General features: G+C 68.6%; 22 protein-coding genes. 11 read left to right on the forward strand and 11 right to left on the reverse strand.

From position 1 onward, the window contains the following. The first annotated feature begins 73 nt into the window (after window positions 1-73). Window positions 74-715, forward strand: a complete 642-nt coding sequence (locus DKG75_RS05565) for an XRE family transcriptional regulator (protein ID WP_109920041.1) — start codon at window positions 74-76, stop codon at window positions 713-715. A 3-nt stretch (window positions 716-718) separates the two neighbouring features. On the opposite strand, the gene DKG75_RS05570 is transcribed toward DKG75_RS05565, so the two are convergent. Next, window positions 719-2,146: an aldehyde dehydrogenase family protein gene (locus DKG75_RS05570; RefSeq protein WP_109920042.1), complete on the reverse strand. Its 1,428-nt coding sequence runs from the start codon at window positions 2,144-2,146 to the stop codon at window positions 719-721. Between the two features lie 152 nt (window positions 2,147-2,298). Further along, window positions 2,299-2,820 carry a GNAT family N-acetyltransferase gene (locus DKG75_RS05575; protein WP_109920043.1) on the reverse strand — a complete coding sequence of 174 codons (522 nt, stop codon included), beginning with the start codon at window positions 2,818-2,820 and terminating at the stop codon, window positions 2,299-2,301. A gap of 394 nt (window positions 2,821-3,214) precedes the next feature. Between DKG75_RS05575 and DKG75_RS05580 the strand changes: the two genes are divergently transcribed. Beyond that, window positions 3,215-4,648: an amidase gene (locus DKG75_RS05580; RefSeq protein ID WP_166646352.1), complete on the forward strand. Its 1,434-nt coding sequence runs from the start codon at window positions 3,215-3,217 to the stop codon at window positions 4,646-4,648. A 35-nt stretch (window positions 4,649-4,683) separates the two neighbouring features. On the opposite strand, the gene DKG75_RS05585 is transcribed toward DKG75_RS05580, so the two are convergent. From DKG75_RS05585 to DKG75_RS05615, 7 genes are all read right to left on the reverse strand, one after another. Further along, window positions 4,684-5,919, reverse strand: a complete 1,236-nt coding sequence (locus DKG75_RS05585) for a DUF445 domain-containing protein (protein ID WP_109920045.1) — start codon at window positions 5,917-5,919, stop codon at window positions 4,684-4,686. A 106-nt stretch (window positions 5,920-6,025) separates the two neighbouring features. Continuing rightward, window positions 6,026-6,862 (reverse strand): dienelactone hydrolase family protein, encoded by an 837-nt coding sequence (locus DKG75_RS05590; protein ID WP_133636784.1) that lies wholly within the window; start codon window positions 6,860-6,862, stop codon window positions 6,026-6,028. A gap of 5 nt (window positions 6,863-6,867) precedes the next feature. After that, the gene (locus DKG75_RS05595) at window positions 6,868-7,776 is read right to left on the reverse strand and encodes a 4-(cytidine 5'-diphospho)-2-C-methyl-D-erythritol kinase (RefSeq protein WP_109920047.1); all 909 of its coding nucleotides are present in this window, start codon (window positions 7,774-7,776) and stop codon (window positions 6,868-6,870) included. Beyond that, entirely contained in the window at window positions 7,766-9,586 is a 1,821-nt protein-coding gene (locus tag DKG75_RS05600) for a tetratricopeptide repeat protein (protein ID WP_133636786.1), read from the reverse strand. The genes DKG75_RS05595 and DKG75_RS05600 overlap by 11 nt, the downstream gene beginning before the upstream one ends. 107 nt (window positions 9,587-9,693) lie before the next feature. Continuing rightward, window positions 9,694-10,578, reverse strand: a complete 885-nt coding sequence (locus DKG75_RS05605) for a helix-turn-helix domain-containing protein (protein WP_109920049.1) — start codon at window positions 10,576-10,578, stop codon at window positions 9,694-9,696. Window positions 10,579-10,675: 97 nt separating this feature from the next. Further along, window positions 10,676-11,869, reverse strand: coding sequence for a methyl acetate hydrolase AcmB (acmB, locus tag DKG75_RS05610; protein ID WP_109920050.1), 1,194 nt, complete (start codon window positions 11,867-11,869; stop codon window positions 10,676-10,678). 102 nt (window positions 11,870-11,971) lie between these two features. Then, complete coding sequence (locus DKG75_RS05615; RefSeq protein WP_109920051.1) at window positions 11,972-12,988, reverse strand: AraC family transcriptional regulator; 1,017 nt, start codon at window positions 12,986-12,988, stop codon at window positions 11,972-11,974. Between the two features lie 235 nt (window positions 12,989-13,223). Between DKG75_RS05615 and DKG75_RS05620 the strand changes: the two genes are divergently transcribed. Continuing rightward, a complete protein-coding gene (locus tag DKG75_RS05620; protein WP_109920052.1) occupies window positions 13,224-14,861 on the forward strand; it encodes a flavin-containing monooxygenase in 1,638 nt (545 codons plus the stop codon). Between the two features lie 193 nt (window positions 14,862-15,054). On the opposite strand, the gene DKG75_RS05625 is transcribed toward DKG75_RS05620, so the two are convergent. Then, window positions 15,055-16,704, reverse strand: a complete 1,650-nt coding sequence (locus DKG75_RS05625; protein ID WP_208111951.1) for an electron transfer flavoprotein-ubiquinone oxidoreductase — start codon at window positions 16,702-16,704, stop codon at window positions 15,055-15,057. A gap of 102 nt (window positions 16,705-16,806) precedes the next feature. Here DKG75_RS05625 and DKG75_RS05630 point away from each other — a divergent pair, with 102 nt between their 5' ends. The 4 genes from DKG75_RS05630 (at window position 16,807) to DKG75_RS05645 (ending at window position 21,299) form a co-directional block, all read left to right on the forward strand. Further along, a complete protein-coding gene (locus tag DKG75_RS05630) occupies window positions 16,807-17,628 on the forward strand; it encodes a uracil-DNA glycosylase (protein WP_109920054.1) in 822 nt (273 codons plus the stop codon). Between the two features lie 157 nt (window positions 17,629-17,785). Then, window positions 17,786-19,540 (forward strand): lytic transglycosylase domain-containing protein, encoded by a 1,755-nt coding sequence (locus DKG75_RS23710; RefSeq protein ID WP_109920055.1) that lies wholly within the window; start codon window positions 17,786-17,788, stop codon window positions 19,538-19,540. After that, window positions 19,530-20,048: a molybdenum cofactor biosynthesis protein B gene (gene moaB / locus DKG75_RS05640; RefSeq protein WP_109920056.1), complete on the forward strand. Its 519-nt coding sequence runs from the start codon at window positions 19,530-19,532 to the stop codon at window positions 20,046-20,048. The genes DKG75_RS23710 and moaB overlap by 11 nt, the downstream gene beginning before the upstream one ends. Window positions 20,049-20,114: 66 nt before the next feature. After that, entirely contained in the window at window positions 20,115-21,299 is a 1,185-nt protein-coding gene (locus DKG75_RS05645) for a PA0069 family radical SAM protein (RefSeq protein ID WP_109920057.1), read from the forward strand. Window positions 21,300-21,315: 16 nt separating this feature from the next. On the opposite strand, the gene thiS is transcribed toward DKG75_RS05645, so the two are convergent. Continuing rightward, window positions 21,316-22,302 (reverse strand): sulfur carrier protein ThiS, encoded by a 987-nt coding sequence (thiS, locus tag DKG75_RS05650; protein WP_109920058.1) that lies wholly within the window; start codon window positions 22,300-22,302, stop codon window positions 21,316-21,318. A gap of 144 nt (window positions 22,303-22,446) precedes the next feature. On the opposite strand from thiS, the gene DKG75_RS05655 reads away from it, so the two are divergent. From DKG75_RS05655 to DKG75_RS05670, 4 genes are all read left to right on the forward strand, one after another. Further along, window positions 22,447-24,393: a PAS domain S-box protein gene (locus tag DKG75_RS05655; RefSeq protein WP_133636789.1), complete on the forward strand. Its 1,947-nt coding sequence runs from the start codon at window positions 22,447-22,449 to the stop codon at window positions 24,391-24,393. A gap of 88 nt (window positions 24,394-24,481) precedes the next feature. Then, on the forward strand, window positions 24,482-24,964 hold the full coding sequence (locus tag DKG75_RS05660; RefSeq protein ID WP_109920060.1) for a hypothetical protein: 483 nt from the start codon (window positions 24,482-24,484) through the stop codon (window positions 24,962-24,964). Window positions 24,965-24,983: 19 nt separating this feature from the next. After that, a complete protein-coding gene (gene sodN, locus DKG75_RS05665) occupies window positions 24,984-25,490 on the forward strand; it encodes a superoxide dismutase, Ni (RefSeq protein ID WP_109920061.1) in 507 nt (168 codons plus the stop codon). A gap of 8 nt (window positions 25,491-25,498) precedes the next feature. Then, the gene (locus DKG75_RS05670) at window positions 25,499-25,816 is read left to right on the forward strand and encodes a S24/S26 family peptidase (protein ID WP_208111952.1); all 318 of its coding nucleotides are present in this window, start codon (window positions 25,499-25,501) and stop codon (window positions 25,814-25,816) included. Window positions 25,817-25,829 lie beyond the last annotated feature (13 nt).

Consider the following 25,829-nt stretch of genomic DNA (forward strand, 5'->3'; position numbering starts at 1 on the left):
GAACAAATCAAGAACTTTTGCCCGGATCGGGTAAGTGTGCTAGGGTGCATGGATACAGTATGGGAGCATAGCCGTGCACAATCGCCTGGGCGAATGGCGCCGCCATGCGGGGCTGACACAGGACCAGCTGGCCGAACGCGCGGGCACCGTGCGCTCGCAGATCGTGAAACTGGAACGGGGCGAACGCCGCCTCACCGTCGACTGGATGCTGCGCCTCGCCAAGCACCTGGGCTGCGAGCCGGGCGATCTTTTGCCGGAAGCCCCCCTGCCCGCCGCGGCCGGGCTCCAGGCCCCGGCGCCGCAGCCCTGGGCGGAGGCTGCCCCCTTGCGCGACCTTCCGGTCTGCGGCGCGGCGCGGGGCGGGGCCAATGCCCTGTTCGTCGACCAGGGCCAGGCCCTCGAATATACCTTCCGGCCGGCCCAGCTGGCGGGGGTGGCGAATGCCTTCGCCGTCTATGCGGTGGGCGATTCGATGGAGCCGAAGTTCCGCGCCGGCGATCTCCTGTTCCTCAATCCCAACCTGCCGCCGGTGCGGGGCTGCTTCGTCGTCGTCGAACTGGGCGACGACGAAGCCTATGTGAAGCAATTCGTCCGCCAGTCGAACGACGAATTGACCTTGCGCGAATTCAACCCCGAACCCCGGGACCTGCCGGCCATCCCCACCCGCCGGGTGAAGGCCATCCACCGCGTCGTCGGCAGCTGGGAGGGGCAGTAGCCCCTATTCGCCGTGGCCGACGATGCCCTTGGTCTCCAGGAAATCATGGATGCCCCAGTCGGCATATTCGCGGCCGTTGCCCGACTGCTTGTAGCCGCCGAAGGGGGCATGGGTGTCCCAGTCGGGATAGTTGATGTTCACGGTGCCGGCGCGCAATTCCCGGGCCACGGCGCGGGCATGGCCGATATCGCCGGAAGCGATATAGGCGGCGAGGCCATAGACCGTGTCGTTGGCCTTTTCGATCGCCTCCGCCTCGGTCCCATAGGGCAGGATCGAGAGCACGGGGCCGAAGATTTCCTCGCGCGAGATGGTCATCTCGTGCTGGACGTTGCCGAACACCGTGGGCTTTGCGTAATAGCCGCGGTTGAGGCCGTCCGGCCGGCCGAGGCCGCCGCTGACCAGGGTCGCGCCCTCGTCGATGCCGGCCTTGATCAGGCGCTGCACCTTGTCGAACTGAAGCTGCGAGACCAGGGGGCCGAGCACCGTATCCTCCGCCAGCGGATCGCCGACCTTGTGGGTCTCGGCCGCGGCCCGGGCGATCTCCAGCGCTTCGGCATGGCGGTCGGCGGGCACGAACATGCGGGTCGGAGCATCGCAGGACTGGCCCGAATTGCCGAAACAGCCGCCGACGCCGGCGGTGACCGCCGCTTCGAGATCCGCATCGCCGAGAATGATGTTGGCCGACTTGCCGCCCAGTTCCTGGGCGACGCGCTTCACCGTGTCCGCCGCCGACTTGGCGACGATGATGCCGGCCCGGGTCGAGCCGGTGAAGGAGACCATGTCGACGCCCGGATGGGCGGCGATCACCTGGCCGACATCGGGGCCGGTGCCGTTCACCATGTTGAACACGCCCTTGGGCACGCCCGCCGCCGCCATGATCTCGGCGAAGACGATGCCCGAGATCGGCGCGATCTCGGACGGTTTCAGCACCATGGTGCAGCCGGTCGCGATCGCCGGCGCCACCTTGCAGACGATCTGGTTCAGCGGCCAGTTCCACGGCGTGATCATGCCGACGACGCCGATCGGCTCCAGCACGATGCGGGTGGAACCGCGCGGGTATTCGAAGACGAAGTCTTCCAGCGCCTTGATCGTCGCCTCGAGGTGAACCTGGCCGGCCCAGGCCTGGGCGGCGCGGGCGAACGACAGGGGCGCGCCCATTTCCTCGCTCACCGCGCGGGCGATATCCTCGTAGCGCTCGTTGTAGATTTCGAGGATGCGCTTCAGCAGGGCCAGGCGCTCGGCCTGCGGCACCTTGGCGAAGGCCGGGAAGGCCGCCCGCGCCGCCGCCACCGCCCGCTCGACGTCGGCGGCGGTGCCGACGGAAATCTGCGTATAGGCTTCTTCCGTCGCCGGGTTGATGACGTCGAGCGTCGCCGGCACCAGCGGGTCGACGAAGGCGCCGTCGATATAGAATTTCAGATGGTTGGACATCGTGTTCCCCTTGTGCGACGCGATTTGGCCCCGGCGGCCCCCGAGCATAACCTGAGTCGACCCGGAAGAATTCCACCTTCGCGACCATCGGCGGCGTCGCGAATTGGTAGAAGCGCCAAGTCTCAATCCGAAGTTTGAGGAATTTCAAGCCGTCAGGCGACGTCGCGCGGCCGTTCCGCCGCGGGCACCCATTTCCCGATCATGCCGGCGAGATTGTCGACCGCGCCCGGCACCAGGGCGCGGGCCAGGAACCGCTTGCGATCCACCCAGCCGGGCAGGTCCAGCCGGACGCAGGGTTCGCGCCGGAAGCCGAATTTCACGTAGTAATCATAGTCGCCGACCAGGATCACGATCCGGTGGCCCTGGCGCTGGGCCTCGGCCAGGCCGTGCCACATCAGGGCGGCGCCGATCCCCTGCCCCCGCCGGCTGCCGTCGACCGCCAGCGGCCCGAGCAGGATCGCCTCGGTCTTGCCGGCGATCAGGATCGGCCAGAAGCGCAGGCTGCCCACCAGCCGGCCGCGGTCATAGGCGACGAAACACAGTTCCGGCACCGGCGGCACGCCGTCGCGGAACTTGTAGACCGTCTTCTTGAAACGATCGCCGCCGAAGGACGCGTCGATCAGGGTTTCGATGGCGGGGCCGTCTTCCGGCCGTTCCTGCATCAGGGTGGTCATGTCTGCCGCATTGTTCAAGCGGGACGGCCCGGCCCGCAGGCCCGCGCCCCAAGATCCCATTCCGCCCCCGGAAATCCCCCGGAAAAGGAGGTTCCCGGAAACGGCTCACCAGTCCCCGCGCCCGGGCGGGGACCGTGCCCCTACCCGCGGCCGCGCGGACGCATGCCTGCCGACCGGCCAAAGGCGCCGGGCAGGCCCGAACTTCGTCGTCGCAGGCAGACATTTCTCATGGCAGAAGACCTAGCACAGCAAGGGTCGGAACCCAACCGGGGATCAGGGCCGCGCCGGTTGAATGCGCGGCCGTTGCCTCCATGCAACGCATGCGCCAAGCTCCGGGTTCCACAAGAGCTGCGAAGAAGCCGGGCAACGGCCGACAAATGGGGATCCAGGCAGAATGATCAGCAAAGACGAGTATGCGGCACAGGACGCGCTGGGCCTTGCCGCCCTTGTCGCCAACGGCGCGGCCAGCCCGGACGAACTGCTGGACCACGCGCTCGCCCGCGTGGCCGCGGTCAACCCGGCGGTGAATGCCGTCACCTTCCTCGACGAGGCGGGGGCCAGGCGCCAGATCGACCGCGGCCTGCCCCGGGGCCCCTTCACCGGCGTGCCCATGCTGATCAAGGACATGAATGCCCATGTCGCCGGCTGGCCCCTGACTAACGGCAGCCGGAGCTACCGGGATTTCATCTGCGACCACGACAGCGTGCTGATCGAGCGCTACCGCCGCGCCGGCTTCGTCCTGTTCGGGCGCAGCGCGTCGCCCGAATTCGGCCTGACCTCGACCACGGAAACCCTGGTCCACGGCAAGACCCGCAACCCCTTCGGCCTGGAACGGACCTCCGGCGGTTCGTCGGGCGGGGCTTCGGCGGCGGTGGCGGCCGGGATCATCCCCCTGGCCCATGCCTCGGACGGCGGCGGCTCGATCCGCATTCCCGCCGCCTGCTGCGGGCTGTTCGGCCTGAAGCCCTCGCGCGCCCGGATCACCATGGCGCCCGATGCCGCCGAGGGCTGGGGCAGCATGTCCACGGTCCATGCCGTCGGCGTCAGCGTGCGCGATTCGGCCGCCCTGCTCGATGCGACCGCGGCCCCGGTCCCGGGCGATCCCTATGCCGCCCCGGCGCCGGCGCGGCCCTGGGCGGCGGAAGTGGGGGCGCCGGTCGGGCGCCTGCGCATCGCGCTCTGCCTCGAAGCCGCCAATCCGACCGTGCTCGCGGCCCCGGCGCTCGACGCCATCGCGCTGATCCGCGCCGCCCTTGCCGATCTCGGCCACGAGATCGTCGAGGTGGCGCGGCTGCCCCTTTCCGGCCCGGTCCTGACCGCGGCGCAGCAGACGCTGATCGCCTGCAATGTCGCCCGCAGCGTCGACCAGCGCCTGGCCGCGACCGGCGCCCGGATCGAGGATGTCATCGAGCCGGTCCCCCTGATGCTGGCGACCGCCGGCCGCGCAATCCCGGCCACGGCCTATCTCGACGCGCTGGCGACGATCCACGACGCCGGCCGGCGCATGGCCGCCTTCCTGGACGAGGGGCGTTACGACCTGCTGCTGACCCCGCTGCTGCCCGACAGCCCGCCGCCGCTCGGCACCCTGTCGCTGTCGCCGGCCGATCTTGGCGACTATGTCGCGGCGATCGGGCGCGTGGTCGCCTTCACCGGGCTCCAGAACATGACCGGGCAGCCGGCCATGGCGGTGCCTGCCGGCCTCGACGCGCTGGGCCTGCCGCGCGCCGTGCAGGTCGCTGCCCGCTTCGGCGACGAGGCCCAGCTGTACCGCCTGGCGGCACAGCTGGAAACCGTGGTGCCGTGGCGGGGCCTGCGCCCCGCCCTTTGATCAGGCACTGGCGGGGCCTGCGCCCCGCCCTTTGATCAGGCGAAACCCAGCGCAAGCTGGGCGGCGCCGGCGGCAAGGCCGGTGACCGCCCCGAGCACCAGGAGGATCCACTCGTCCTCCTGGAACGCCGGGCGCAGCATGTCCTGGAATTCCTCGGTCGGCAGGGCGCGGATCTTGGCCGCCAGATTGACCTGGAGGACTTTCGCCCGGTCCCGGTTGAACTTCTCGTCCTCCATCGGCGTCAGGGCGAAATCGGCCGACATGTCCCCGACCTTGGTGCGCACGGCGGCATAGGCTTCCGTGCCCAGGGCCAGTTGCATGGTGGCGCGGGCGACCGGCGATTCGAGGATCGGCATCAGCCGGCGCTTCACCATCGAACGCGTGCGCGGCGAATATTTGCCGGTGATGATCTCGCGCGTGATCTGGCCGATGGTCAGAAGCTCGTTGGCCGAAAGCTCGGCGAATTTCTCGGCGACCTCGTTCTGGCGCTTCAGGAACACGCCCTGGACCTTGAACGGCCCGACCTTCACCGGGTGCAGCGGGCGGAACACCATGGCCAGCGCCAGCCAGTTGGTGATCAGGCCGAGGGCGGCGGCATAGATCGGCAGCATCCAATGGGCCGGAATGAAGTAGAACAGGATCATCTGGATAAAGCCGAAACCGAGCCCGATCCAGAAGCTGACGTCGATGATGAATTTGAATTCCTTGTGCCCGACCTCCTGGAACATGCGCACCATCAGGTTCCGGTCGCCGGCCATCTGGCGCACCACCATCTCGCGCACGTCGACCAGACTGTCGACATCGGCCATGATTTCCATCATCAGTTCCAGCATCACGTCCGGCAACTTTTCCCGGACATGGGCATAGACCCGGTTGCGCACCATCCGGGGCAGGTTCTGCCACAGGACCTTGTTCTGCTCCTCCATCACCTCGTCGACGATTTCCTCGATCCGGCGCTCGATCGCATTGGCGACATAGGCCGCGATCAGTTCCGGATTCATCTGGTCGAGGAAATCCCCGACCGTGCCGAGCTTGGTCAGGGTCTTGTCGACGACGATGCCCGCCATCTTCTCGGCCTTGCGCGGGATGATGCCCTGCCAGCCGAGAAGAAGCGGCCGGTAGCCGACGAAATGGATCGGATAGAACACCATCTGGATCGCCATCCAGACATGGCCCCAGGTGACCACGGCGGCGACGATCGGAATCGACACGAAGCCCCAGAAATCAGGACGCGCGTAAAGCTCCTGCCAGAAGGCAGCGAGATCGTTCATCAAAGGCCTCTCCCCCGGCGCTTGTTTCAGAAGAAGCTAGGGGCAGAGGGCGGCGCTCACAAGCACAGGCTATACCCAATGCGGTGCGGTTTTGCGCCCCGCCGGCTCAGGGCCGGCGCCACAGGGTGATGAAATCGACGATCGCCTGGCGCGCGACGCGGGAATTCAGCACCGCGTGGCCCTCGCCCGAGGGCAGCACCAGGGAACGGGCATTGGGCCGGCCCGGCATATAGGTGCCGCAATCGCCCGCCTGGCCGACCGCCGCCCGCCCCGAATACCAGGGATCGTCGGCGCTGACGATGCTCAGCACCGGTTCCATCGGCGGGGCGTCGAGCCCGGCGACCAGGGGCGCGCCGTGGCAGGTCCAGGCCGCGATGACCCGGCCGCGGAAGGCCTCGCCGCGATAGAGCGCCGCCGTCACGCCGCCCTCGCTGCCGCCGATCAGGAACATGTCGCCGACATCGGCCCAGGGCATGCGCGAGACGCTGTGGATGGCAAAGGCCAGTTCCGTCGCCCGGAAGTCGTAGACGAAGAGATTGTAGCCGCCCCGCCCGGTCGCCGCGTCGCATTGCAGCGGCCGGTATTTCCGCGCCATCGAATCCGGCGCGATGACGACGAAGCCCTCGGCCGCCAGGTATTTCACCACCGAAAGATCGCCGAGCCCGGTGCAGCCGTGCAGATAGATCACCGTGGTGCGCGGCCGGGGATCGACCGGCGGGCTGGCGATCACATCGTGCATGCGGCGGATGTCGACCGGCCCGCCCAGGGTCGCCGGCGGAAAGGCGACGACCGCGTCGTACCACGTCCGCTCGATATCGGAGAGCTGGGCATCGCCCGTCGCCGCCGGGGCCTCGGGCGCGCGGGAACCGCAGGACGCGGTAACGATAGCCGTCACCCCGAGGACCAGGGCCGCCGCCGCGCGCGACAGACCGAAGCGCCACATTTGCATCAAGGCGCCTCCCGCCCCTTGTACATGCCACCGCCGGCGGCCCACCAGGCCGGCCGCATCCGGCGGATTTCCGCCGCCGCCCGAAGCGCGGCCGCCCGATCCGGGCAAAGACCGAAGCAGGTTGCGCCGGAACCGCTCATCCTGGCAAGCACGACCCCATCCGTTCCGCGGAGGAGGGCGAGAACATCGGCGACGATCGGGCATTGACCGATGGCTGGCGCTTCCAGGTCGTTGCGCCGACCCGCCAGGGCCTCGATGATTCCCGCCGGCGCATCCGGCAGGGGGTCGAGCCGGTCGGCCGCCCCAAACCGCCCGCCCAGGGCCCGGAACACCGCCGGTGTCGGCAGATGGGCGCCCGGATTGACCAGGACCAGGCCGAGGCCGGCCAGCCCCGCGCCCGCGACCGGTTCCACCCTGTCGCCGATGCCCGCCATATGGGCCGGCACCGCCCCGAGGCAGACCGGCACGTCGGCGCCGAGACCAAGCGCCAGCGCCGAGAGTTGCACCGAATCAAGCTCCCGCCGCCAGAGACGGCAGAGGGCGCGCAAGGCCGCCGCCGCATCCGACGATCCGCCGCCGATCCCGGCGGCGACGGGCAGAACCTTGGTCAGGCGCAGGCGGGCGCCGAGGGCGGGTTCGCCCAGGGCCGCGCGCAGGCCACGGGCGGCGCGCAGCACCAGATTGTCGCCGCCGTCCGCGGCCAGGGCGGGGCCGAAGGGGCCGGCGAGATCGAGGTCGAGGACGCCCGGGCCGGCCGGCCCCGCCTCGACCAGATCGCCGGTCTCGGCGAAGGCGACCAGGGAATCGAGCAGGTGATAGCCGTCGTCCCGCCGGCCGGTGACATGAAGATAGAGATTGACCTTGGCGGGCGCGGCCTCGGCGACGGGAAAACCCGGGTCAATCGACACCGGGCACCAGGCGCTCCGCCGGCAGGCCCTTGTCGAGCTTGCCCTCGATATCCTTCTTCTGTTCCGCCTCGGGTTTCAGGGCGAGCGCGGTGCGCCACTGGAACCCGGCTTCGGCCCGGCGGCCGACCGCCCAATAGGCGTCGCCCAGGTGATCGTTGATGGTCGGATCGCCCGGCTTCAGGCTGACCGCGCGCTCGAGCACGGCGACCGCTTCCTCGAAACGGCCCTGGCGGAAATAGACCCAGCCGAGACTGTCGACGATATAGCCGTCGTCCGGGCGGTCGGCGACCGCCTTCTTCAGCATGTCCTCGGCCTTCTTCAGGTTGCGGCCCTGTTCGACCCAGGAATAGGCGAGATAGTTGAGCACGCTCGGCTGGTCCGGACGCAGCGCCAGGGCGCGGTTCAGGTCCGCCTCGGCATCGTCCCAGCGGCGCAGGCGCTCGTTGCAGATCCCGCGCGAGAAATAGAGCGTCCAATAGCGCGCCTCGGGCTGCTGGCCGTCCGCCTCGATCACGTCGATCGCCTTGCCGTAGGCCCGGGCCGCGCCGGCGAAATCCTCGCCCTGGCGCAGGATGTCGCCCTTGGCGGTCAGGGCGTCGACATCCTTGCCATTGGCGGAAATCCGCCGGTCGAGCAGGGCGACCGCCTCGTCCTTCAGGTCGATTTCGGCAAGGAGCAGGGCATGGCGGATTTCCGCCATCGGGCGCAGCAGGGAGTCCGGCGCCACGGTGCGGAACAATTCGGCGGCGGCGCGCTTGTCGCCCACATCCTCGAAGGTTTCGGCCAGCAGGGCCTGGGCCTCGGGGAAATCGGGCTTCGCCATCATGGCCAGGCGGAGATAGACCAGGACGGGCTCGTTCGCGCCCTCCTGGGCCAGCAGGCTGGCGATGCCGAACATCGCCTCCGCCACCCCTTCGACCGGGGTGGAGACCAGGGGCTGGGCCCCCTCGCCCCGCTCCAGCCGGGCCAGCGCCGCGGCCAGGGCGAGATTGTTGCCGCCCTTCAGCGCCGCCTGATAGAGCGCGCGGGCCGCCGCCTTCTCCCCGATCGATTCGAGGAAGGCGCCCTCGGCCAGCAGGGCATGGACCCAGGAGCCGCCGATCGAGGTGCGCAGGGCCTGGAATGCCTTGGCCGCCAGCGCGGTCTGGCCGCCGGCGACCGCCAGCAGCGCCGTGTGGTACAGGCGGAACGGCCGCACCCCCGGGCTGTCGCCCAGTTTTTCGAGGGCGACGAGGGCGCCGTCGATATCGCCCTGGCCCTGGATGGCCCAGGCGGTGATGATCGGGCTGATGATGTCGAGGGCGGAATTGCTGGGCAGCGCGTTCAGGCGCTTCTGCGCCGCCTCATAGCGGCCGGTGCGCATTTCGGCGATGGTCGCGATCAGGGGCGCGACCGGATCCGCCGGCTCCAGGCGGGCGACGATCTCGGCATGGGTCGCGGCATCGAGATAGCGCCCGACCAGCAGGGCCGACATCATGGCCTGCCGGCGCAGGTTGGTATTGCCCGGATCGAGGCGCAGCGCCGCATCATAGAAGCGGGCGGAGGCGAGAACGTCCTGGGTGCCGCCGGCATGGCGCCCGGCCAGATAGCCGCCGGCGAGCGAATGCACCTCGACCTGTTCGAGCGCGAGCGACGCGCCGGCATTGGGCGTCGCGCCGACGTCGGCGGTGGCGCAGCCCGCCAGCAGCACCGCAGCGACGACAGCCGAAACCAGGCGACGCGGGGAATAGACATGACGTGCGAGCGCGGGAAAGGCGAGCACGGGGAATGCGGGTGCGGGACGGGGCGGCGCGACGGAACGCCCGCCCATTCTACGAATATTCATGCGGGCCAATTTAACCGGTTGCCCCCCAAGGCGACAGACAGAAACCGATATTGGGCAGTCGCGCGTGGAAAAGAAAGCCCGGCGAGCCGCCCCTATTCCGCCTGCCGGCGAAAGGCGGCGGGCGTGGTGCCGTGGACGCGGGCGAACAGGCGGGTGAGATGGGCCTGGTCGGTGAAGCCGCAATCGGCCGCGATCGTCTTGATCGGGCGCCGGCTTTGCGCCAGCAGTTGCGCCGCGCGGCCGATGCGCCTGGCGATGACATAGGCATAGGGCGGCTGGCCGAAACTGTGGCGGAAGCGGCGGGCGAAGATGCAGGGCGTCAGGTCCAGGGCCGCCGCCATGGCTTCGAGATCGATCGCCTCGCCCAGATGGCCGTCGATGAACTCGGCGATGCGGCGCTGCTGCCCGGGGGAAAGCCCCTGCCCCGCCTCCAGCCGCCTTGTATCGACCGAGGCGTAGCGGCGCAGCAGGTGGATGATCAGCCCCCGCGCGACCGATTCGACATAGAGCGTGCCGCCCAGGGCCTTTTCCCGCGCCTCGGCGGCGATCGCCTCGATCGCCCGGGTCATCACCTCGTCCTCGGTGCGCAGCACGTCGGCCAGGGTGACTTCGGTCACCAGGCAATCCATCACTTCGCCGGCCACCTGGGCGACCAGCCCGCCGGAGAGATAGACATGGGTGACGTCGATCGGCTCGCTCCAGTTCCAATAGGCGCGCTGGGCCCGGGTCAGCAGCGAGGCGGCGCCGGGGGTCAGCGTCTCCTGGCGCCAGCGCCCGTCGAAGCGGCGCTGCATCGGCGTCGCACCCCGGCGATAGCCGACCAGCATATAGTCCCGCATGGCGGGCACGATCACGTCCTGGCCGGCATAATGGTAGGACCGGAGCCCGACATGGTTCCAGCCGAGCCCGTCGCTGGCGAGCAGGATGCGGCCCGGGACCCATTCGGGCAGGTCCTCGGGCGGAACGAGGGCGGACATGCGCGCATCTCCCCGATGGAAGGGGGCGGAGGGCGACGGCCCTCCGCCACGGGTTTCAAGCCGTAACGCAGATACGCAACAGAACGAGGGCAGGCGCTCAGGCGGCCTTGGCCGCCACCAGGGCCTGATAGGCGGCGGTCTCGAACGCCATATAGCCGGGGAAGGACACGCCGTCGCCGAAGGGCAGGATCTGGGTCGCCCAATAGCCGCCGATGCCGTTCCGGCGGTCGATCCAGTAATAGCTGTTGGCCAGCCCGGCCCAGCCGATGGCCCCGGCGGGCCGGCCGGTCGGCGCCGGCTCGTCGTTGACCATGAAGGTATAGGACCAGGATTTCCGCACGCCGGGGAAGAATTCCGCGTCATTCGACAGGCTGGGAATGACCCCCGGCAGCATGCCCACCTTCTGGTGCGCCTGCAGGCCGCTCTTCACCGCCCAGGCCACGGTCTCGGGCTTCAGCACCCGGCCGCGCGGGCCGGCGCCGTCGTTCAGCCACATGCGGATGAACTTCATGTATTCGGGCACGGTGCCGTAGAGCCCGTGGCCGCCCATGTCCACCTCCGGATTGTCCGGCAGGGCGAAATCATCCATCGGCACCAGGCCGCCGCCGCCGTCGCGGGCATGGATGGTGGCGGTCCGCGTCTTCATCGCCGGCGTGCGGGTGAAGGCGATCTCGTCCATGGCCAGGGGGTCGAACACCCGTTCGCGCAGCACCGCGCCCAGGCGCTGGCCGCGGATGCCCTCGACCACCTGCCCCACCCAGTCGATATTGGTGCCGTATTCCCAGCGCTCGCCCGGATCGAAGAGCAAGGGGGTCTCGATCGCGGCGCGGCTGCCGCTGACCACGGACGGCTGGCCGTGCTCCTCTGCCAGGCGCTTGTAGGTCTCGCTGAAGAAATCATAGCCGAAGCCGCCGACATGAAGCAGGAGCTGGCGGGTGGTGACATCGCTTTTCGGGGCGCGCAGGCGGGGCTGGCCGTCGGCGTCGAAGCCCTCGATCACCTGCAGCCTGCCGATCGCCGGGGCATAGGTCTTGGCCGGGGCGTCGAGGTCCAGCAGCCCCTCCTCGACGCATTGCAGCGCCGCCGTGCCGGCGATCGCCTTGGTGGTCGAGAAAATGGCGAAGACCGTGTCGAGGCTCATGGCCGTCCCGCCCAGGCGGCGCTCGCCGGCTGCGCCGGCATAAAGGTCGCCGTCGCGGTCCGTGACCATGGCGACCACGCCCGGCACGCGGGCGGCCCCCGTGGTCACGCTTGACAGCACCGCATCGAGCTTTGGCTTCAGGTTGCTCATGATCCGTCCTCCCGTGGTGGTTTTTATGTCCGGCAAGGGTGGGCCGAAATCCGCCGCCCTGCTGTCCGCGACCGGCGCCGCCTGTCCGCAATCGGCAGGGATCTAGACTTTCGCCATCGTCCGGGCGAGCGTCTGCGACGGCCGCTCGCCGAAGCGCTCGCGATAGGCGACGGCCAGGGCGCCGAAATTCACATAGCCCCAGTCGGTCGCGATGGTGGTCACCGTCTCGCCCGGCTGCGCCCTCTCCAGCGCGGTGCGGAACCCCTCCAGGCGCCGGGCCCGCAGGAAGCTGCGGGGCGAAATGCCGCGAAAGCGCTGGAACCCTTCCGACAGGGTGCGGGCGGACACGCCCACCCGCACGGCGATGGCGCCGATGGCGGGCGGATCCCGGGCCTCGCGGGCCATGATCTCCTCCGCCTCGCGCACGTAATAGGGCGCCGCCGCCCGGGCGCCGTCCTTCAGCGAGACGCCGGCCCCGGCGGCCCAGGTTTCCAGCAATTCGAGGCAGAGCATTTCCTCGAGGTGGCGGGCGAGCGCATCGCTGCGCACCCGTCCGCGCACCGGGTCGACCGCCTGGACGACATAGGACAGCAGGTACTGCCAGCGCGAACCATAACCGCCGAACGCAAGGCGCTTGGTCCAGAGCCGGTCGTCCGGCACGAAATCGAACCAGCGGTGCGCCACCTCGGCAACCACGTCGTGCGGGATGGTCAGGTTCAGCTGCATGTGGTTCTCGTCGCCATCCAGCCAATAGTCGGTGCGGCTGCAATCGACCACGAAACTGTCGCCGGCCCGGGTCACCGCATCGTTCGGCCCCTCGCACAGATGGCGCAGGCTGCCGCGCAGCGTGTTGAGGACCAGGATATTCCCGGCGCCGGGATCGAATTCGCTGAGATGGATGGGCACGCCATAGGAAAAGCGGGTGACCGTGACCCGCGCGACCGCGGCCTGGCGCATGGTCGCGTCCGGTTGCAGCAGGCGGCCCGTGGGCCGTACCTTGTAGGGCATATAGACCTTGCGGCAGAAGTCCTGCACCTCGTCCCAATCGCGGGAGTAGGTTCGCCCCTGTCCGGCGACGGGCCGCCCCGCGCCATCGAAGAGAAGCGCATCTTGCAGCATGGCCGGGTTTCCTTCCCCTTTTCGGCCGATGCTAGGGGCGATGGCCGGCCTGCACAACCGGCCGGCCCTTGTCCTTTAGGACGAGAGCGGCGCCGCCGGTCCCGATCGTACAAGAATTGCCGCCGGATCCGACAAGCCCCCCATCCCCCTCCTCACTAGGCTTTTCCGTGGCAAAGGCCCGCCGCGACGACAAGACGGTGGCCGGCTGGAACAGGAAAACGGGAGGCATGAAGAGATGACAAGCGCAACCAGTGAAGCCGGGACCACGACCAGGGCCCCGGAAACCCTCGACGCCCTGGTGATCGGCGCCGGCGTCGCCGGCCTTTACCAATTGCACCAATTGCGCCGCGAAGGGCTGACCGTGCTCGGCCTCGACACGGCCAGCGACGTGGGCGGCACCTGGTACTGGAACCGCTATCCGGGGGCGAAATTCGATTCCGAATCCTACATCTACCAGTATCTCTTCGACGAAGGCCTCTATAAGGACTGGACCTGGAGCGAGCGCTTCCCCGGCCAGCCGGAAATCGAGCGCTGGCTGCATTACATCGCCGACCGGCTGGACCTGCGGAAGGATTTCCGCTTCTCGACCACCGTCACCTCGGCCGTCTACGACGAGGCGCGGGGCCGCTGGACCGTGCGCACCAACCGGGGCGAGACCTTCGACACCCAGTTCCTGATCGGCTGCTGCGGCATGCTTTCGGCGCCGCTGGAAAACCGCTTTCCCGGCCAGGATCGCTTCACGGGCCGGATCTTCCACACCGCCCGCTGGCCCAAGGAAGCGCTCGACTTCACCGGCAAGCGGGTGGGCGTGGTCGGCATCGGCGCCACCGGCATCCAGGTCATCCAGACCATCGCCGGCGAGGCCGGCCACCTGAAGGTCTTCATCCGCACGCCGCAATATGTGCTGCCGATGAAGAACCCGAAATTCGGCCCGGCCGAGGAAAAGGCCTACAAGGCCCGCTTCGACGAATTGCGCCAGAACCTGCCGCGCACCTTCACCGGCTTCGAATATGATTTCGAGAATGCCTGGGCCGATCTCACCCCGGCGCAGCGCCGCGCCCGGCTGGAAGAGATCCATGCCAACGGCTCGCTCAAGCTCTGGCTCGCCTCCTTCGCCGAAATCTTCTCGGACGAGGCGGTGAGCGAGGAGGTTTCGGAATTCGTGCGGGAAAAGATGCGCGCCCGCCTGAAGGACCCCCGGCTGATCGACCTCCTGGTGCCGCAGGACTATGGCTTCGGCACCCATCGCGTGCCGCTCGAGACCAATTACCTCGAAGTCTATCACCGCGACGACGTCGAGGCGGTCAGCGTGCGCGACAACCCGATCGCCGAAGTGGTGCCGGAAGGCATCCGCCTGGCCGACGGCACCCTGCACGAACTGGACGTCATCATCCTGGCCACCGGCTTCGACGCCGGCTCGGGCGCCCTTGCCCGGATCGACATCCGGGGCCGCGGCGGCCGTTCCCTGAAGGAGGACTGGGGCCGGGACATCCGCACCACCCTCGGCATGCAGGTGCACGGCTACCCCAATCTGTTCATGACCGGCGCCCCCCTCGCGCCCTCGGCCGCGCTGTGCAACATGACCACCTGCCTGCAACAGCAGACGGAATGGATCACCGATTGCATCACCTATCTGCGCGACCTCGGCCGCTCGGTGGTCGAACCTTCGGCCGCAGCCGAAGACGAATGGGTCCGCCACCATGACGAGACGGCGAATGCGACCCTGATCGCCAAGACCAACTCCTGGTACGTCGGCTCCAACGTGCCGGGCAAGCCGCGGCGGGTGCTGTCCTATACCGGCGGGGTCGGCACCTATCGTGCGAAATGCCTCGAAGTGGCGGACGGCGGCTATCCCGGCTTCGTGATGACCTGAAGGGTCAGGCAGGCTATCGCGGCGGGGGCTGCCGGACCACCGGCGGCTCCTTGCCCCCCGCCCCTCTCGCCGGGGCCATCAGCCGCCCGCAAGGGCCCCCGGCGACGGCCGGAACGGCCGGGCCCCGACACCCGCGCCGTTCCGGCCCCCCGAAAACGAAAACCCCGCCGGCGGGCCGGCGGGGTTCGTCGCGTTACATATTCGGATAGTTCGGGCCGCCGCCGCCTTCCGGCACCACCCAGTTGATGTTCTGGGTCGGGTCCTTGATGTCGCAGGTCTTGCAGTGGACGCAGTTCTGCGCGTTGATCTGCAACCGCGGCTCGCCCTTGTCCTGGCCGACGATCTCATAGACGCCGGCCGGGCAATAGCGCTGCTCCGGCGCGTCGTATTCCGCCAGGTTGATGCTGACGGGCACGTCCGGGTTCTTCAAGGTCAGGTGGATCGGCTGGTCTTCCTCGTGGTTGGTGTTCGACAGGAACACCGAGGACAGGCGATCGAAGGTCACCTTGCCGTCCGGCTTCGGGTAATCGATCTTCGGCGCATCCTTGGCCTTCACCAGGCTGGTGTTGTCCGGATGATGGCCGAGGGTCCACGGCAGGGGAAGGCCGAGATGGCTCATCCACATGTCGAAGCCGCCGTAGATCGTCCCCTTCAGGGTGCCCCACTTCAGGGCCGGGCGGGCGTTCCGCACCTTGAACAGTTCGTCGTGGACCCAGGAGGTCGAGAACTTGTTGGCGTATTCGGTCAGCTCGTCATGACCCTCGCGGCCCGCCTCCAGCGCCTCGAAGGCGGCTTCGGCGGCCATCATGCCGGTCTTCATGGCATTGTGGCTGCCCTTGATGCGCGGCACGTTGACGAAGCCGGCGGAACAGCCGATCAGCGCCCCGCCCGGGAAGATCAGCTTCGGGATCGACTGGTAGCCGCCCTCGTTGATCGCGCGGGCGCCATAGGCGATGCGCTTGCCGCCCTCGAAGAAATGGCGGATGGCGGGGTGGGTCTTGAAGCGCTGGAATTCCTCGAAGGGCGAGAGATAGGGATTCCAATAATCGAGGGCGACGACATAGCCGACCGCGACCTGATTGTCCTCGAGATGATAGAGGAAGGCGCCGCCGGCGGTCCGGCGGTCCAGCGGCCAGCCCTGGGCATGGAGGGCGAGGCCCTGGCGATGCTTGGCCGGATCGATCTGCCACAGTTCCTTGATGCCGATGCCGTAGGTCTGCGGCTGCTTGCCCTCGCGGAGGTTATAGTGGGCGATGATCTGCTTCGACAGATTGCCGCGCACGCCCTCGGCGAAGAACGTATATTTGGCGTGAAGCTCGACGCCCGGCGTATAGCTGTCCTTGTGGTGGCCGTCGCGGCCGATGCCCATGTCGCCGGTGGCGACGCCCTTCACCGAGCCGTCCTCGTGATAGAGCACTTCGGCGGCGGCGAAGCCCGGGTAGATCTCGACCCCGAGTTCTTCCGCCTGGGCCGCCAGCCAGCGGCAGACATTGCCCAGGCTGACGATATAATTGCCGTGGTTGTGCATGAACGAGGGCAGGACGAAGGCCGGATAGGACAGCGACTTCTTCTCGGTCAGGAACAGCCACTGGTCTTCGGTGACCGGCGTGTTCAGGGGCGCGCCGCGCTCCTTCCAGTCCGGCAGCAGCTCGTTCAGCGCCTTGGGGTCGAGCACCGCGCCCGAGAGAATATGGGCGCCGACCTCGGAGCCCTTCTCGATCACGCAGACGGTGTAGTCCTTCCCTTGCTCGGCACAGAGCTGCTTGAATCTGATCGCCGCCGACAGGCCCGCCGGCCCTGCGCCGACAATGACCACATCGAACTCCATCGCCTCGCGTTCCATCAAGCTCCTCCTAACCCCGCAATTCACTGTCAATAGCTGGCCCGGCCTTGACGGCCCCGATGTTGTGAAGCGGGAACATAACGATAGTGCTATTGTCAATCCATGGATCAAATCACTGAAATCGGGACTATCCTCGAATGGTACCTGTCGGCCGGGGTCGACGAGGTCATCGGCGACGTCGCGATCGACCGCTTCGAGACCTCCCGCCGGCAGGCGCCGAGGCCCCCCGCGGCCCCGGAAGCCCCTGTCGCCGCAGCGTCTTTCCGGCCCGCGGCGCCGGCGGTGCCGATCCTGCCGCCCCAGGGGCGCGAAACCGGGGCCGAAAGCGCCGCGATCGCCAGCGCCCGCCAGATCGCCGCCGCCTGCGACGATATAGCAGCACTGGAAGCGGCGATTCGGGCCTTCGACGGCTGCCCGCTGAAGGCCGGGGCCATGAACACGGTGATCGCGGACGGGATTTTCGGCGCCGACCTGCTCCTGGTCGGCGAGGCGCCGGGGGCGGACGAGGACCGCCTGGGCCGCCCCTTCGTCGGCCGCGCCGGGCAATTGCTGGACCGCATGCTGGCCGCCATCGGGCGCGACCGCGGCCGCGACGCCTATATCGCCAATATCCTGTTCTGGCGCCCGCCCGCCAACCGCAAGCCCGATCCGGTCGAGACCGCGACCTGCAAGCCCTTCGTCGAGCGCCTGATCCAACTGGCCCGGCCGAAAGTCCTCATCCTGCTCGGCGGCACGCCGGCGGCGACCTTGCTCGGCACGTCCGAAGGCATCACCCGGCTGCGCGGGCGCTGGCACGAGGTCGAGGGCATCCCCGCCCTGCCCACCCTGCACCCGGCCTATCTGCTGCGCCAGCCCCAGGCCAAGCGCGAGGCCTGGCGCGATTTCCTGGCCGTCAAACGCCGCCTCGACGGTGGAAATCCCTGAATTCCGCGCCTGCTTCCGTAGATACCGTCTTGGCGCGCGATGCCGGCCTGGGTTACCTTGGCCAAGGGCTGAGTTGGGTATTGGGGGATCCATGGCTTCAGGGCGGCTGCCCGTACGGGGTGGGGCTGCGTTCCGGCGTGCGTCCGGGACGGCGCTTGTGCTTGCGCTGGCTGCGGGTCTCGCCTTCGGCCCCCTTGCCGCGGCCCGGGCCGCCAGCGACGCCGGCACCGTGGTCGCCCCGCCGGCGCCGGGCCTGAAGCCCCTGCATAATCTTTCCGCCCCGGACCTGAAGCGCTACCGCGCCGCCTTCGACGCGCAGGAGCGGGGCGATTTCGCCGAGGCGGACCGCCAGGTCGCCGAATTGAGCGATCTGATGCTGGTCGGGCACCTGATGCGCCTGCGCTATCTCGATACCGCGCGCTACAGTGCCGGCACCGGCGAACTGGCGTCCTGGATCGCCGCCTATGCCGAACTGCCGGGGGCGGAGGATATCGAGGCGCTGGCCGCCGCGGCCAATCCGGCCGGCGCCGGCGACGACGGCAGCCGCTTCCTGCGCCCGATCGGCAATGCCCGCGTCTTCGCCCTGATGGATTCGCCCCTCGACGTCATGCCGCTGGAGCCGCGGGGCCGGCCCAATGCGGCGCGGGAACGCTCGGTCTCGCCCCGGATCGCCGCGGCGCTGCGCGCCGACCGCCCGGACCAGGCGGCGCAATTGCTGGACGAGCCCCGGGTGGGTGGCCGTCTCGATCCCCTGGAACAGGAATTCGCCCGCGCCGACATCGCCCGCCACTATTACCGCATGGGCGACGACCGCGCGGCCTATGAGATGGCCGCCGGCGTCGCCGACCGGTCGCGCGCCGACGTGCCGATGGCCGATTGGACCGCCGGGCTCGCCGCCTGGCGCCTGGGCGAACCGGCCCGGGCCGGCATCCACTTCGCCGCCCTGGCGGAGGCCGAGACCGTCTCGGTCTGGGTCGCCTCGGCCGCCGCCTTCTGGGCCGCGCGGGCCGATCTCATCGCCGGCCGGCCGGAACGGGTGCTGGATCACCTGACCCGGGCCGCGCAATATCCGAACACCTTCTACGGCCTGATGGCGACGCGGCTGCTCGGCCGCGATATCGCCGCGACCCCGGACCTCGACCAGATCGATGCCCGCGCCCTTCACGCCCTTGCCTTCGATCCCGCCGTGCAGCGGGCGGCGGCGCTGGCCGCCATCGGCCAGCCGGACCTTGCCAGCGCCGAACTCGGCCTGCTGCGCGCGACGCTGTCGCCGACCGAAACCTCGGGTATCGACGCCCTGGCCGTCCGCCTCGGCCTGATCGATCCGGCGACCCACGGCAACGGCCGCTATCCCGTGCCCGAATGGCGCCCGAGCGAGGGCTTGCGCATCGACCGCGCCCTGCTGTTTGCCTTCGCCAAGCAGGAATCCGGCTTCAATACCCATGCCCGCAGCCCGGTGGGCGCCGTCGGCCTGATGCAATTGATGCCGGCGACGGCGCGGATCGTCGCCGACCGCCGGGGCATCGAACTGGACCGCAAGCTGAAGAACCTGACCGATCCCGGCACCAACCTCAGCCTCGGCCAAGCCTATATCGAGATGCTGATGGCGAACGGCAGCATCGGCAACAACCTGTTCCTGGTCGCCGCCGCCTATAACGCCGGGCCCGGCGCCGCGGAACGCTGGCTGGCCGAGGTGCGCTTCAACGGCGATCCCCTGCTCTTCATCGAAAGCATTCCGGCCGGCGAGACCCGCCTGTTCATCGAGCGGATCCTGGCCAATTTCTGGATCTATCAGGCCCGCCTGGGCCAGACCCTGGAAACGCTGGACGCCGCCGCCAGCGGCGCCTGGCCGATCTATGTCCCCCAGGACCGGGAAGCCATCCGCACAGGCACGAAACGCAATGCCGGTTGACGAAAGCCGGGCCTTCCGCCCGGTCCGCATCGCCGTTCTCACTATCTCCGATACCCGCGGCCCGGCCGAGGACCGCTCGGGCGATACGCTGGTCGAACGCCTCACCGGCGCCGGACATATCCTGGCCGCCCGCGCCATCGTCACCGACGACCAGCCGGCCATCATCGGCCAGGTCCAGGCCTGGATCGCCGATCCCGCGATCGAGGTGGTGATCGCGACCGGCGGCACCGGCATCACCCGGCGCGACGTGACGCCCGAGGCTTTCCGCACCCTGTTCGAGAAGGAGATCGACGGTTTCGGCGAATTGTTCCGCTGGCTCTCCTACGCCAAGATCGGCACCTCGACGATCCAGTCGCGCGCGGTCGCCGGCATCGCCGGGCGCACCCTGCTGTTCGCCCTGCCCGGCTCGCCCTCCGCCTGCCGGGATGCCTGGGACGACATCCTGAAGACCCAGCTCGACAGCCGCTTCCGCCCCTGCAATTTCGTCGAGTTGATGGACCGCTTCTGAGCCCGGGCCGGCGTTTTTTCCGATTTTAATGTTCTCTTTTTGTTCTGTTCATGCCATGTTCTTTTCATGGCTTCCCCTCCGACCATACCGGCCAAGCGCCCCCCGTCTCCCCGCCCCGTCTTCGTTCGCGGCGAAGCGGCGGAGGCGCCGCGCGGCCGCCGGGACGGCAAGGCCACGGCCGACAAGGACGCCGGCGCCGGGCGCGGCACCCTGTCCAACGCCTCCGGCCGCTTCGAGACCCAGCGCCGGGTGGCCCTGGACGACGGCTGGGGCAACCTGGATGAACCGGCACCGCGCCTGCACACCACGGTCCAGCCCGACAAGGCGCAAAGCGTCATCTCAAGGAACGACAGCCCGGACCTCGGCTTCGACCGTTCGATCAATGCCTATCGGGGCTGCGAGCACGGCTGCACCTATTGCTACGCCCGCCCCACCCATGCCTGGCTGGGGCTTTCGCCGGGCCTCGATTTCGAAAGCCGGCTGTTCTTCAAGCCCGATGCCGCCCGCCTGCTGGAAGCGGAACTGGGCGTCAAAAGCTACCGCTGCAAGCCGATCGCCATGGGCACCAATACCGATCCCTATCAGCCGATCGACAAGAAGCTGGAAATCACCCGCGCCATCCTGGACGTGCTGGAACGCTGGAACCACCCGGTCACCATCGTCACCAAATCCGCCCTGGTCCAGCGCGACATCGATATCCTGGGTCGCATGGCGCAGCGCAATCTCGCCCGGGTCGCCCTTTCGGTCACCACCCTCGACCGCCGTCTCGCCCGGCGCATGGAACCCCGGGCGGCAACGCCCGAAAGGCGCCTGGAGGCGATCCGCGCCCTGGCCGGGGCCGGCATTCCGACCGGCGTCATCACCGCCCCCATCATCCCCGGCCTGACCGACCACGAGACCGAGGCGATCCTCGACGCCGGGGCCAAGGCCGGCGCCGGCTTCGCCTCCTATGTGCTGTTGCGCCTGCCGCTGGAGATCAAGGACCTGTTCCAGGAATGGCTGGCCGCCGCCCTGCCGGAACGGGCGCCCCGGGTGCTCGCGCTCGTCCGGGATATCCGCGACGGCCAGCTGAACAGCGCCGAATTCGGCACCCGCCAGCACGGCCAGGGCGCCTATGCCGAGATGATCGCCCAGCGTTTCCGCCTCGCCTGCACCCGTCTCGGCCTCGACACCAGGCGCCACGCGCTCGACGTCACCCGCTTCCGCCCGCCCCTCGACCGCGGCGGCCAGATGGCCCTGTTCGGCGACTGATCGGGGTGACCGGACGTCAGATCAGCCCGGCCAGGGGCGAACTCGGGTCGGCGTAGAATTTCCGCGGCATGCGCCCGGCGCGATAGGCCAGCCGCCCGGCCTCGATCGCCGCCTTCATGGCGCGGGCCATCAGGATCGGGTTCTTTGCCTCGGCGATCGCGGTGTTCATCAGGACCGCCTCGCAGCCGAGTTCCATGGCGACCGCCGCATCCGACGCCGTGCCGACCCCGGCATCGACGAGGACCGGCACTTTCGCCGCCTCGATGATCAGGCGGATGTTGACCGGGTTCTGCACCCCGAGGCCGGAACCGATGGGCGCCGCCAGCGGCATGATCGCGCAGCAGCCGATCTCTTCAAGGCGCTTGGCCGCGATCGGGTCGTCGGAACAATAGACCATGACGTCGAAGCCTTCCTTCACCAGGACCTCGGCCGCCTTCAGGGTTTCCGCCATGTCCGGGTAAAGGGTCTTGATATTGCCCAGCACTTCGAGCTTCACGAGGTTCCAGCCCCCCGCCTCGCGCGCCAGGCGCAGGGTGCGCACCGCATCCTCGGCGGTATAGCAGCCCGCGGTATTGGGCAGGAAGGTATAGACCTTGGGGTCGAGGTAATCGACCAGCATGGGGGCGCCCGGTGTCGCCAGATTGACCCGACGCACCGCGACCGTGACGATTTCGGCGCCGGACGCCGCGATGGCGTCGCGGGTTTCCTCGAAATCCTTGTATTTGCCGGTGCCGACCAGCAGGCGCGAGGTGAAGCGCCGCCCGGCAACGAAGAAGGGATCCTCGTCCGCAGCGGCCGCCCCGCTGCCGCCGCCGATGAAATGGACGATCTCGATACGGTCGCCCTCGGCCAGCTGCACGTCGCCATAGGTCGAGCGCGGCACGATTTCGAGATTGCGTTCGACCGCGACCTTGCCCTGGTCGAGCCCGAGCCGGGCGATCAGGCCGGCCACCGTCGAGGGACCGGAAAGCGCCAGTTGATCGCCGTTGACCGTGATGTTCATGTCCGCCTCGCGCTCCCACCGATTCCATGCTTGCAACCGACGGCAGAGATATAGGCGATCCCCGGGCCGGAGTTAACCTTTTGGTGAGCGCATCATGCCAAGCTGCCCCGGTTTATCGGCCAGCCGCGCGTTAAGGTGAGGATCGTGGAAAGCAGTGCCATCCAACTGAAGGCGGTCATCGATACGGCGGTGGACGGCATCATCATCATCGACCGCCTGGGCTCGATCAAACTGTTCAACTCCGCCTGCGAGAAACTGTTCGGCTATACCCCGCAGGACGTGCTCGGCCACAATGTCCGCATGCTGATGCCCGCCCCCTATCGGGTGGAGCACGACGGCTATCTGGACAATTACCGCCGCACCGGCGTGCGCAAGATCATCGGCATCGGCCGCGAGGTGCTGGGCCAGCGGAAGGACGGCAGCACCTTCCCGATGGAGCTTTCGGTGGGCGAGGCCGCGGCCGACGGCGACATCGTCTATGTCGGCATCATCCGCGACATTTCGGAGCGCAAGCACGCCGAGGAAGCGCTCCGCGCCTCGGAAGCCAAGATGCGCGCGGTGATCGAGACCGCCGTCGACGGCCTGATCATCATCGATGCCGACGGCAACGTGCAGATCTACAACCCGGCCTGCGAGCGCCTGTTCGGCTATGCCCCGGGGGAAGTGGCCGGACGCAACGTCCGCATGCTCATGCCCGCTCCCTACCGGCAGGAACACGACAGCTATATCACCAATTACCAGCGCACGGGCGTGCGCAAGATCATCGGCATCGGCCGCGAGGTGGTGGGCCAGCGGAAGGACGGCAGCACCTTCCCGATGGAACTGTCAGTCGGCGAGGCGATCACCGACGGCGGCCGGGTCTATGTCGGCATCATCCGCGACATTTCGGAGCGGAAGACCGCGATGGAGGCGGTCAGCACGGCCAAGCAGGCCGAGGCGGCGAACAGGGCGAAATCCGAATTCCTGGCCACCATGAGCCATGAACTGCGCACGCCGATGAACGGCATCCTGGGCATGACCGGCCTCCTGCTCGACACGCCGCTGACCGCCGACCAGCGCGACTATGCCGAGGCGGTGCAGAAATCGGGCGAGACCCTGCTCACCCTGCTGAACAATATCCTCGACCTTTCGAAGATCGAGGCCGGCCGCTTCGAGCTTTACGACCGCCCCTTCGATCCGAACGAAGTGCTGGACGGCATCGCCGCCATCTGGGAAAGCCAGGCCAACCGCAAGGGCCTGGAATTCTTCGTCACCAACGACCTCCGGGGCGTCTCCGCCCTGATCGGCGATCCGGACCGGCTGCGCCAGATCCTGGTCAACCTCGTCTCCAACGCGGTGAAATTCACCTCGTCCGGCTTCGTCGCCCTGCGGGTGAAGCGGGAAGCCTCGATGGGCGAGAAGATCGTGCTGCGCTTCGAGGTCAAGGATTCGGGCATCGGCATCGCGGAGGACGTGCAAAGCCGCCTGTTCCGCAAGTTCGAACAGGCCGACACGGCGACCGCGCGCACCTATGGCGGCTCCGGCCTCGGGCTGGCGATCTGCCGCCAGCTGACCGAGATGATGGGCGGGCATATCGGCCTTGCCAGCGCGCCGGGGCGCGGCTCCACCTTCTGGGTCACCCTGCCCTTCGACGTGGTCGAAACCGAATCCTACGGCGGCCCCAGCACCCAGGATCGCCTGCGTTCCGAGGCGCGAAGCGAGGACCTGGGCAACAAGTCCTTGAATATATTGGTCGCCGAGGATCACCCCTATAATCAGAAGCTGATGGTCGCCCGGCTCGGCACCGCCGGGCACCGGGTGACGCTGGCGAACGACGGCGTCGAGGCGGTGGAGAAAGCCCGCCAGCAGGTCTTCGACCTGATCCTGATGGATGTCCGCATGCCCGAGATGGACGGCATCCAGGCGACGGCCGAAATCCGCAAGCTGCCGCCGCCCCACGGCAATGTCCCGATCATCGCCGTCACGGCGCATGCCATGCGCGGCGACCGCGAACGCTATATCGAGGCCGGGATGGACGATTACGTCTCGAAGCCGGTCGATTTCACCGCCCTGTTCCAGGTCGTCCAGAAAGTGCTCGAACGCCACCGCTGAAGGGTTGATCGCCGGATGTGATTTCCGGCGGCGTCTTGCGGATGTCACCCTGCGCCTGTTGATTTCCTCGCAAGGGACTGGCGGGCGCATGAGCAGGCTGGAACTGGGCTCTCCCTTCGACCGGGGCACCGTCGAAGACCGGCGGCAATGGCGCCTCTCGACCATCGAAGGCAACGAGCTTTTCGGCCGGGGCGAGCTTGCGGCGGCCGATGCCTGCTATTGCGAGGCCCAGCAGGCGGCCCGCCGGCTGCTGGCCGCCCAGGCCGCGGACGGCCCCCCGGCGCTGAACGTCGCCCACCAGAACCTCGCCGACCTGCGCCACCGCCAGAACCGCCCGGCCGAGGCCCGCCGGCTGCTCGACGATGCCCTTGCCATCCTGTCGGCTTCGGCGGGCACGACCGCATTGTCGCCACCGTTCCGGCTCGCCTGCGTCCGCCACCTTAAACATGCGCTGGGCGCCCTCTTGCTCGACATGCGGCGGCAGGGCGATCCGGAGACGGCCCTGGCCGGCGCGGTCGAGCAGGCGCGGCAGGCGGCGCTGAACGCCCTCAATCCCCCTCAGCAGCATTGATTCGACGAAGGATATCGGCATGCGTGCATTCGCCCATCTGCTCGACCGGCTTCAGGGCCTCGGCCTGGTCGCCGAGGCCGCGGCCCATTGCGACATTCCCTGCAAGATCTACGACCCGGGCCCGATCCTGATCGACGCCCTGACCGTGGTGCGCATGATCGACATCCTGGACGACTGGCGCGCCCATCGGCCCGAGGACGACATCGCCTTCCTGAACACGGTCGCCCGCGCCGTCGCCCAGAAGGAAGAACATGCGGAAAAGGTGAAGCAGGCGGTCCGCGTCATCTGGGGCGACTACTTCAAGGCACCGCAGTTCGAGGCCTTTCCCCAGATCCACGAGCTGACCCACCGCATCATGCTGCAGGCGAGCGCCGCGCGGCAGGGCGTCTCGCGCGAGGCGGCGGTGAAGCTGGTCGACCTGGTGAACGAATTCGCCGAAATCTTCTGGGCGACCAAATCGGTCAAGACCAAGCGCTGCACCGCCCCCTATCCGCCGGCGCTCGCCGTCGTCTATCCCGACCTCTGAGGCCGTCCATGCTGCGTCTGGTCCGGGTCCGGGGCAGCAGCATGGCGCCGACCCTCGAGGACGGCGACCTGCTCGTCGTCCTCACCAGGGGCAGGCCCCGGCCCGGGGACGTGGTGGTCGCCCGGCACCGGGACCTCGGGCTGATCGTGAAGCGGATCATCCGCATCGGCGCCTCGGGCAGCCTGGCCCTCGCCGGCGACAATCTTCTCTCGGTCGACAGCGCCGGCATCGGCCGAATCAGGCCCGATGCCGTGCTCGGCCGGGCCCTGTTCCGCCTCGATCGCGGCGGCCGGCCGCGGCTTTTGCCCCCGCGCCGCAGCCCTTGAGACGCATTGGGGC

The organism is Zavarzinia compransoris (genome assembly GCF_003173055.1).
Classification (GTDB): Bacteria; Pseudomonadota; Alphaproteobacteria; order Zavarziniales; family Zavarziniaceae; genus Zavarzinia; species Zavarzinia compransoris.

Coding starts and splice junctions, on each gene's coding strand:
- DKG75_RS05615 (WP_109920051.1), bottom strand. CDS start 12,988: ATGCTGCAAGATGCGCTTCTCTTCGATGGCGCGGGGCGGCCCGTCGCC.
- DKG75_RS05670 (WP_208111952.1), top strand. CDS start 25,499: ATGCTGCGTCTGGTCCGGGTCCGGGGCAGCAGCATGGCGCCGACCCTC.
- DKG75_RS05600 (WP_133636786.1), bottom strand. CDS start 9,586: ATGGGCGGGCGTTCCGTCGCGCCGCCCCGTCCCGCACCCGCATTCCCC.
- DKG75_RS05645 (WP_109920057.1), top strand. CDS start 20,115: ATGGCTTCCCCTCCGACCATACCGGCCAAGCGCCCCCCGTCTCCCCGC.
- DKG75_RS05660 (WP_109920060.1), top strand. CDS start 24,482: ATGAGCAGGCTGGAACTGGGCTCTCCCTTCGACCGGGGCACCGTCGAA.
- DKG75_RS05580 (WP_166646352.1), top strand. CDS start 3,215: ATGATCAGCAAAGACGAGTATGCGGCACAGGACGCGCTGGGCCTTGCC.
- sodN (WP_109920061.1), top strand. CDS start 24,984: ATGCGTGCATTCGCCCATCTGCTCGACCGGCTTCAGGGCCTCGGCCTG.
- thiS (WP_109920058.1), bottom strand. CDS start 22,302: ATGAACATCACGGTCAACGGCGATCAACTGGCGCTTTCCGGTCCCTCG.
- acmB (WP_109920050.1), bottom strand. CDS start 11,869: ATGAGCAACCTGAAGCCAAAGCTCGATGCGGTGCTGTCAAGCGTGACC.
- DKG75_RS05630 (WP_109920054.1), top strand. CDS start 16,807: ATGGATCAAATCACTGAAATCGGGACTATCCTCGAATGGTACCTGTCG.
- DKG75_RS05590 (WP_133636784.1), bottom strand. CDS start 6,862: ATGTGGCGCTTCGGTCTGTCGCGCGCGGCGGCGGCCCTGGTCCTCGGG.
- DKG75_RS05570 (WP_109920042.1), bottom strand. CDS start 2,146: ATGTCCAACCATCTGAAATTCTATATCGACGGCGCCTTCGTCGACCCG.
- DKG75_RS05620 (WP_109920052.1), top strand. CDS start 13,224: ATGACAAGCGCAACCAGTGAAGCCGGGACCACGACCAGGGCCCCGGAA.
- moaB (WP_109920056.1), top strand. CDS start 19,530: ATGCCGGTTGACGAAAGCCGGGCCTTCCGCCCGGTCCGCATCGCCGTT.
- DKG75_RS05585 (WP_109920045.1), bottom strand. CDS start 5,919: ATGAACGATCTCGCTGCCTTCTGGCAGGAGCTTTACGCGCGTCCTGAT.
- DKG75_RS05605 (WP_109920049.1), bottom strand. CDS start 10,578: ATGTCCGCCCTCGTTCCGCCCGAGGACCTGCCCGAATGGGTCCCGGGC.
- DKG75_RS05575 (WP_109920043.1), bottom strand. CDS start 2,820: ATGACCACCCTGATGCAGGAACGGCCGGAAGACGGCCCCGCCATCGAA.
- DKG75_RS05625 (WP_208111951.1), bottom strand. CDS start 16,704: ATGGAACGCGAGGCGATGGAGTTCGATGTGGTCATTGTCGGCGCAGGG.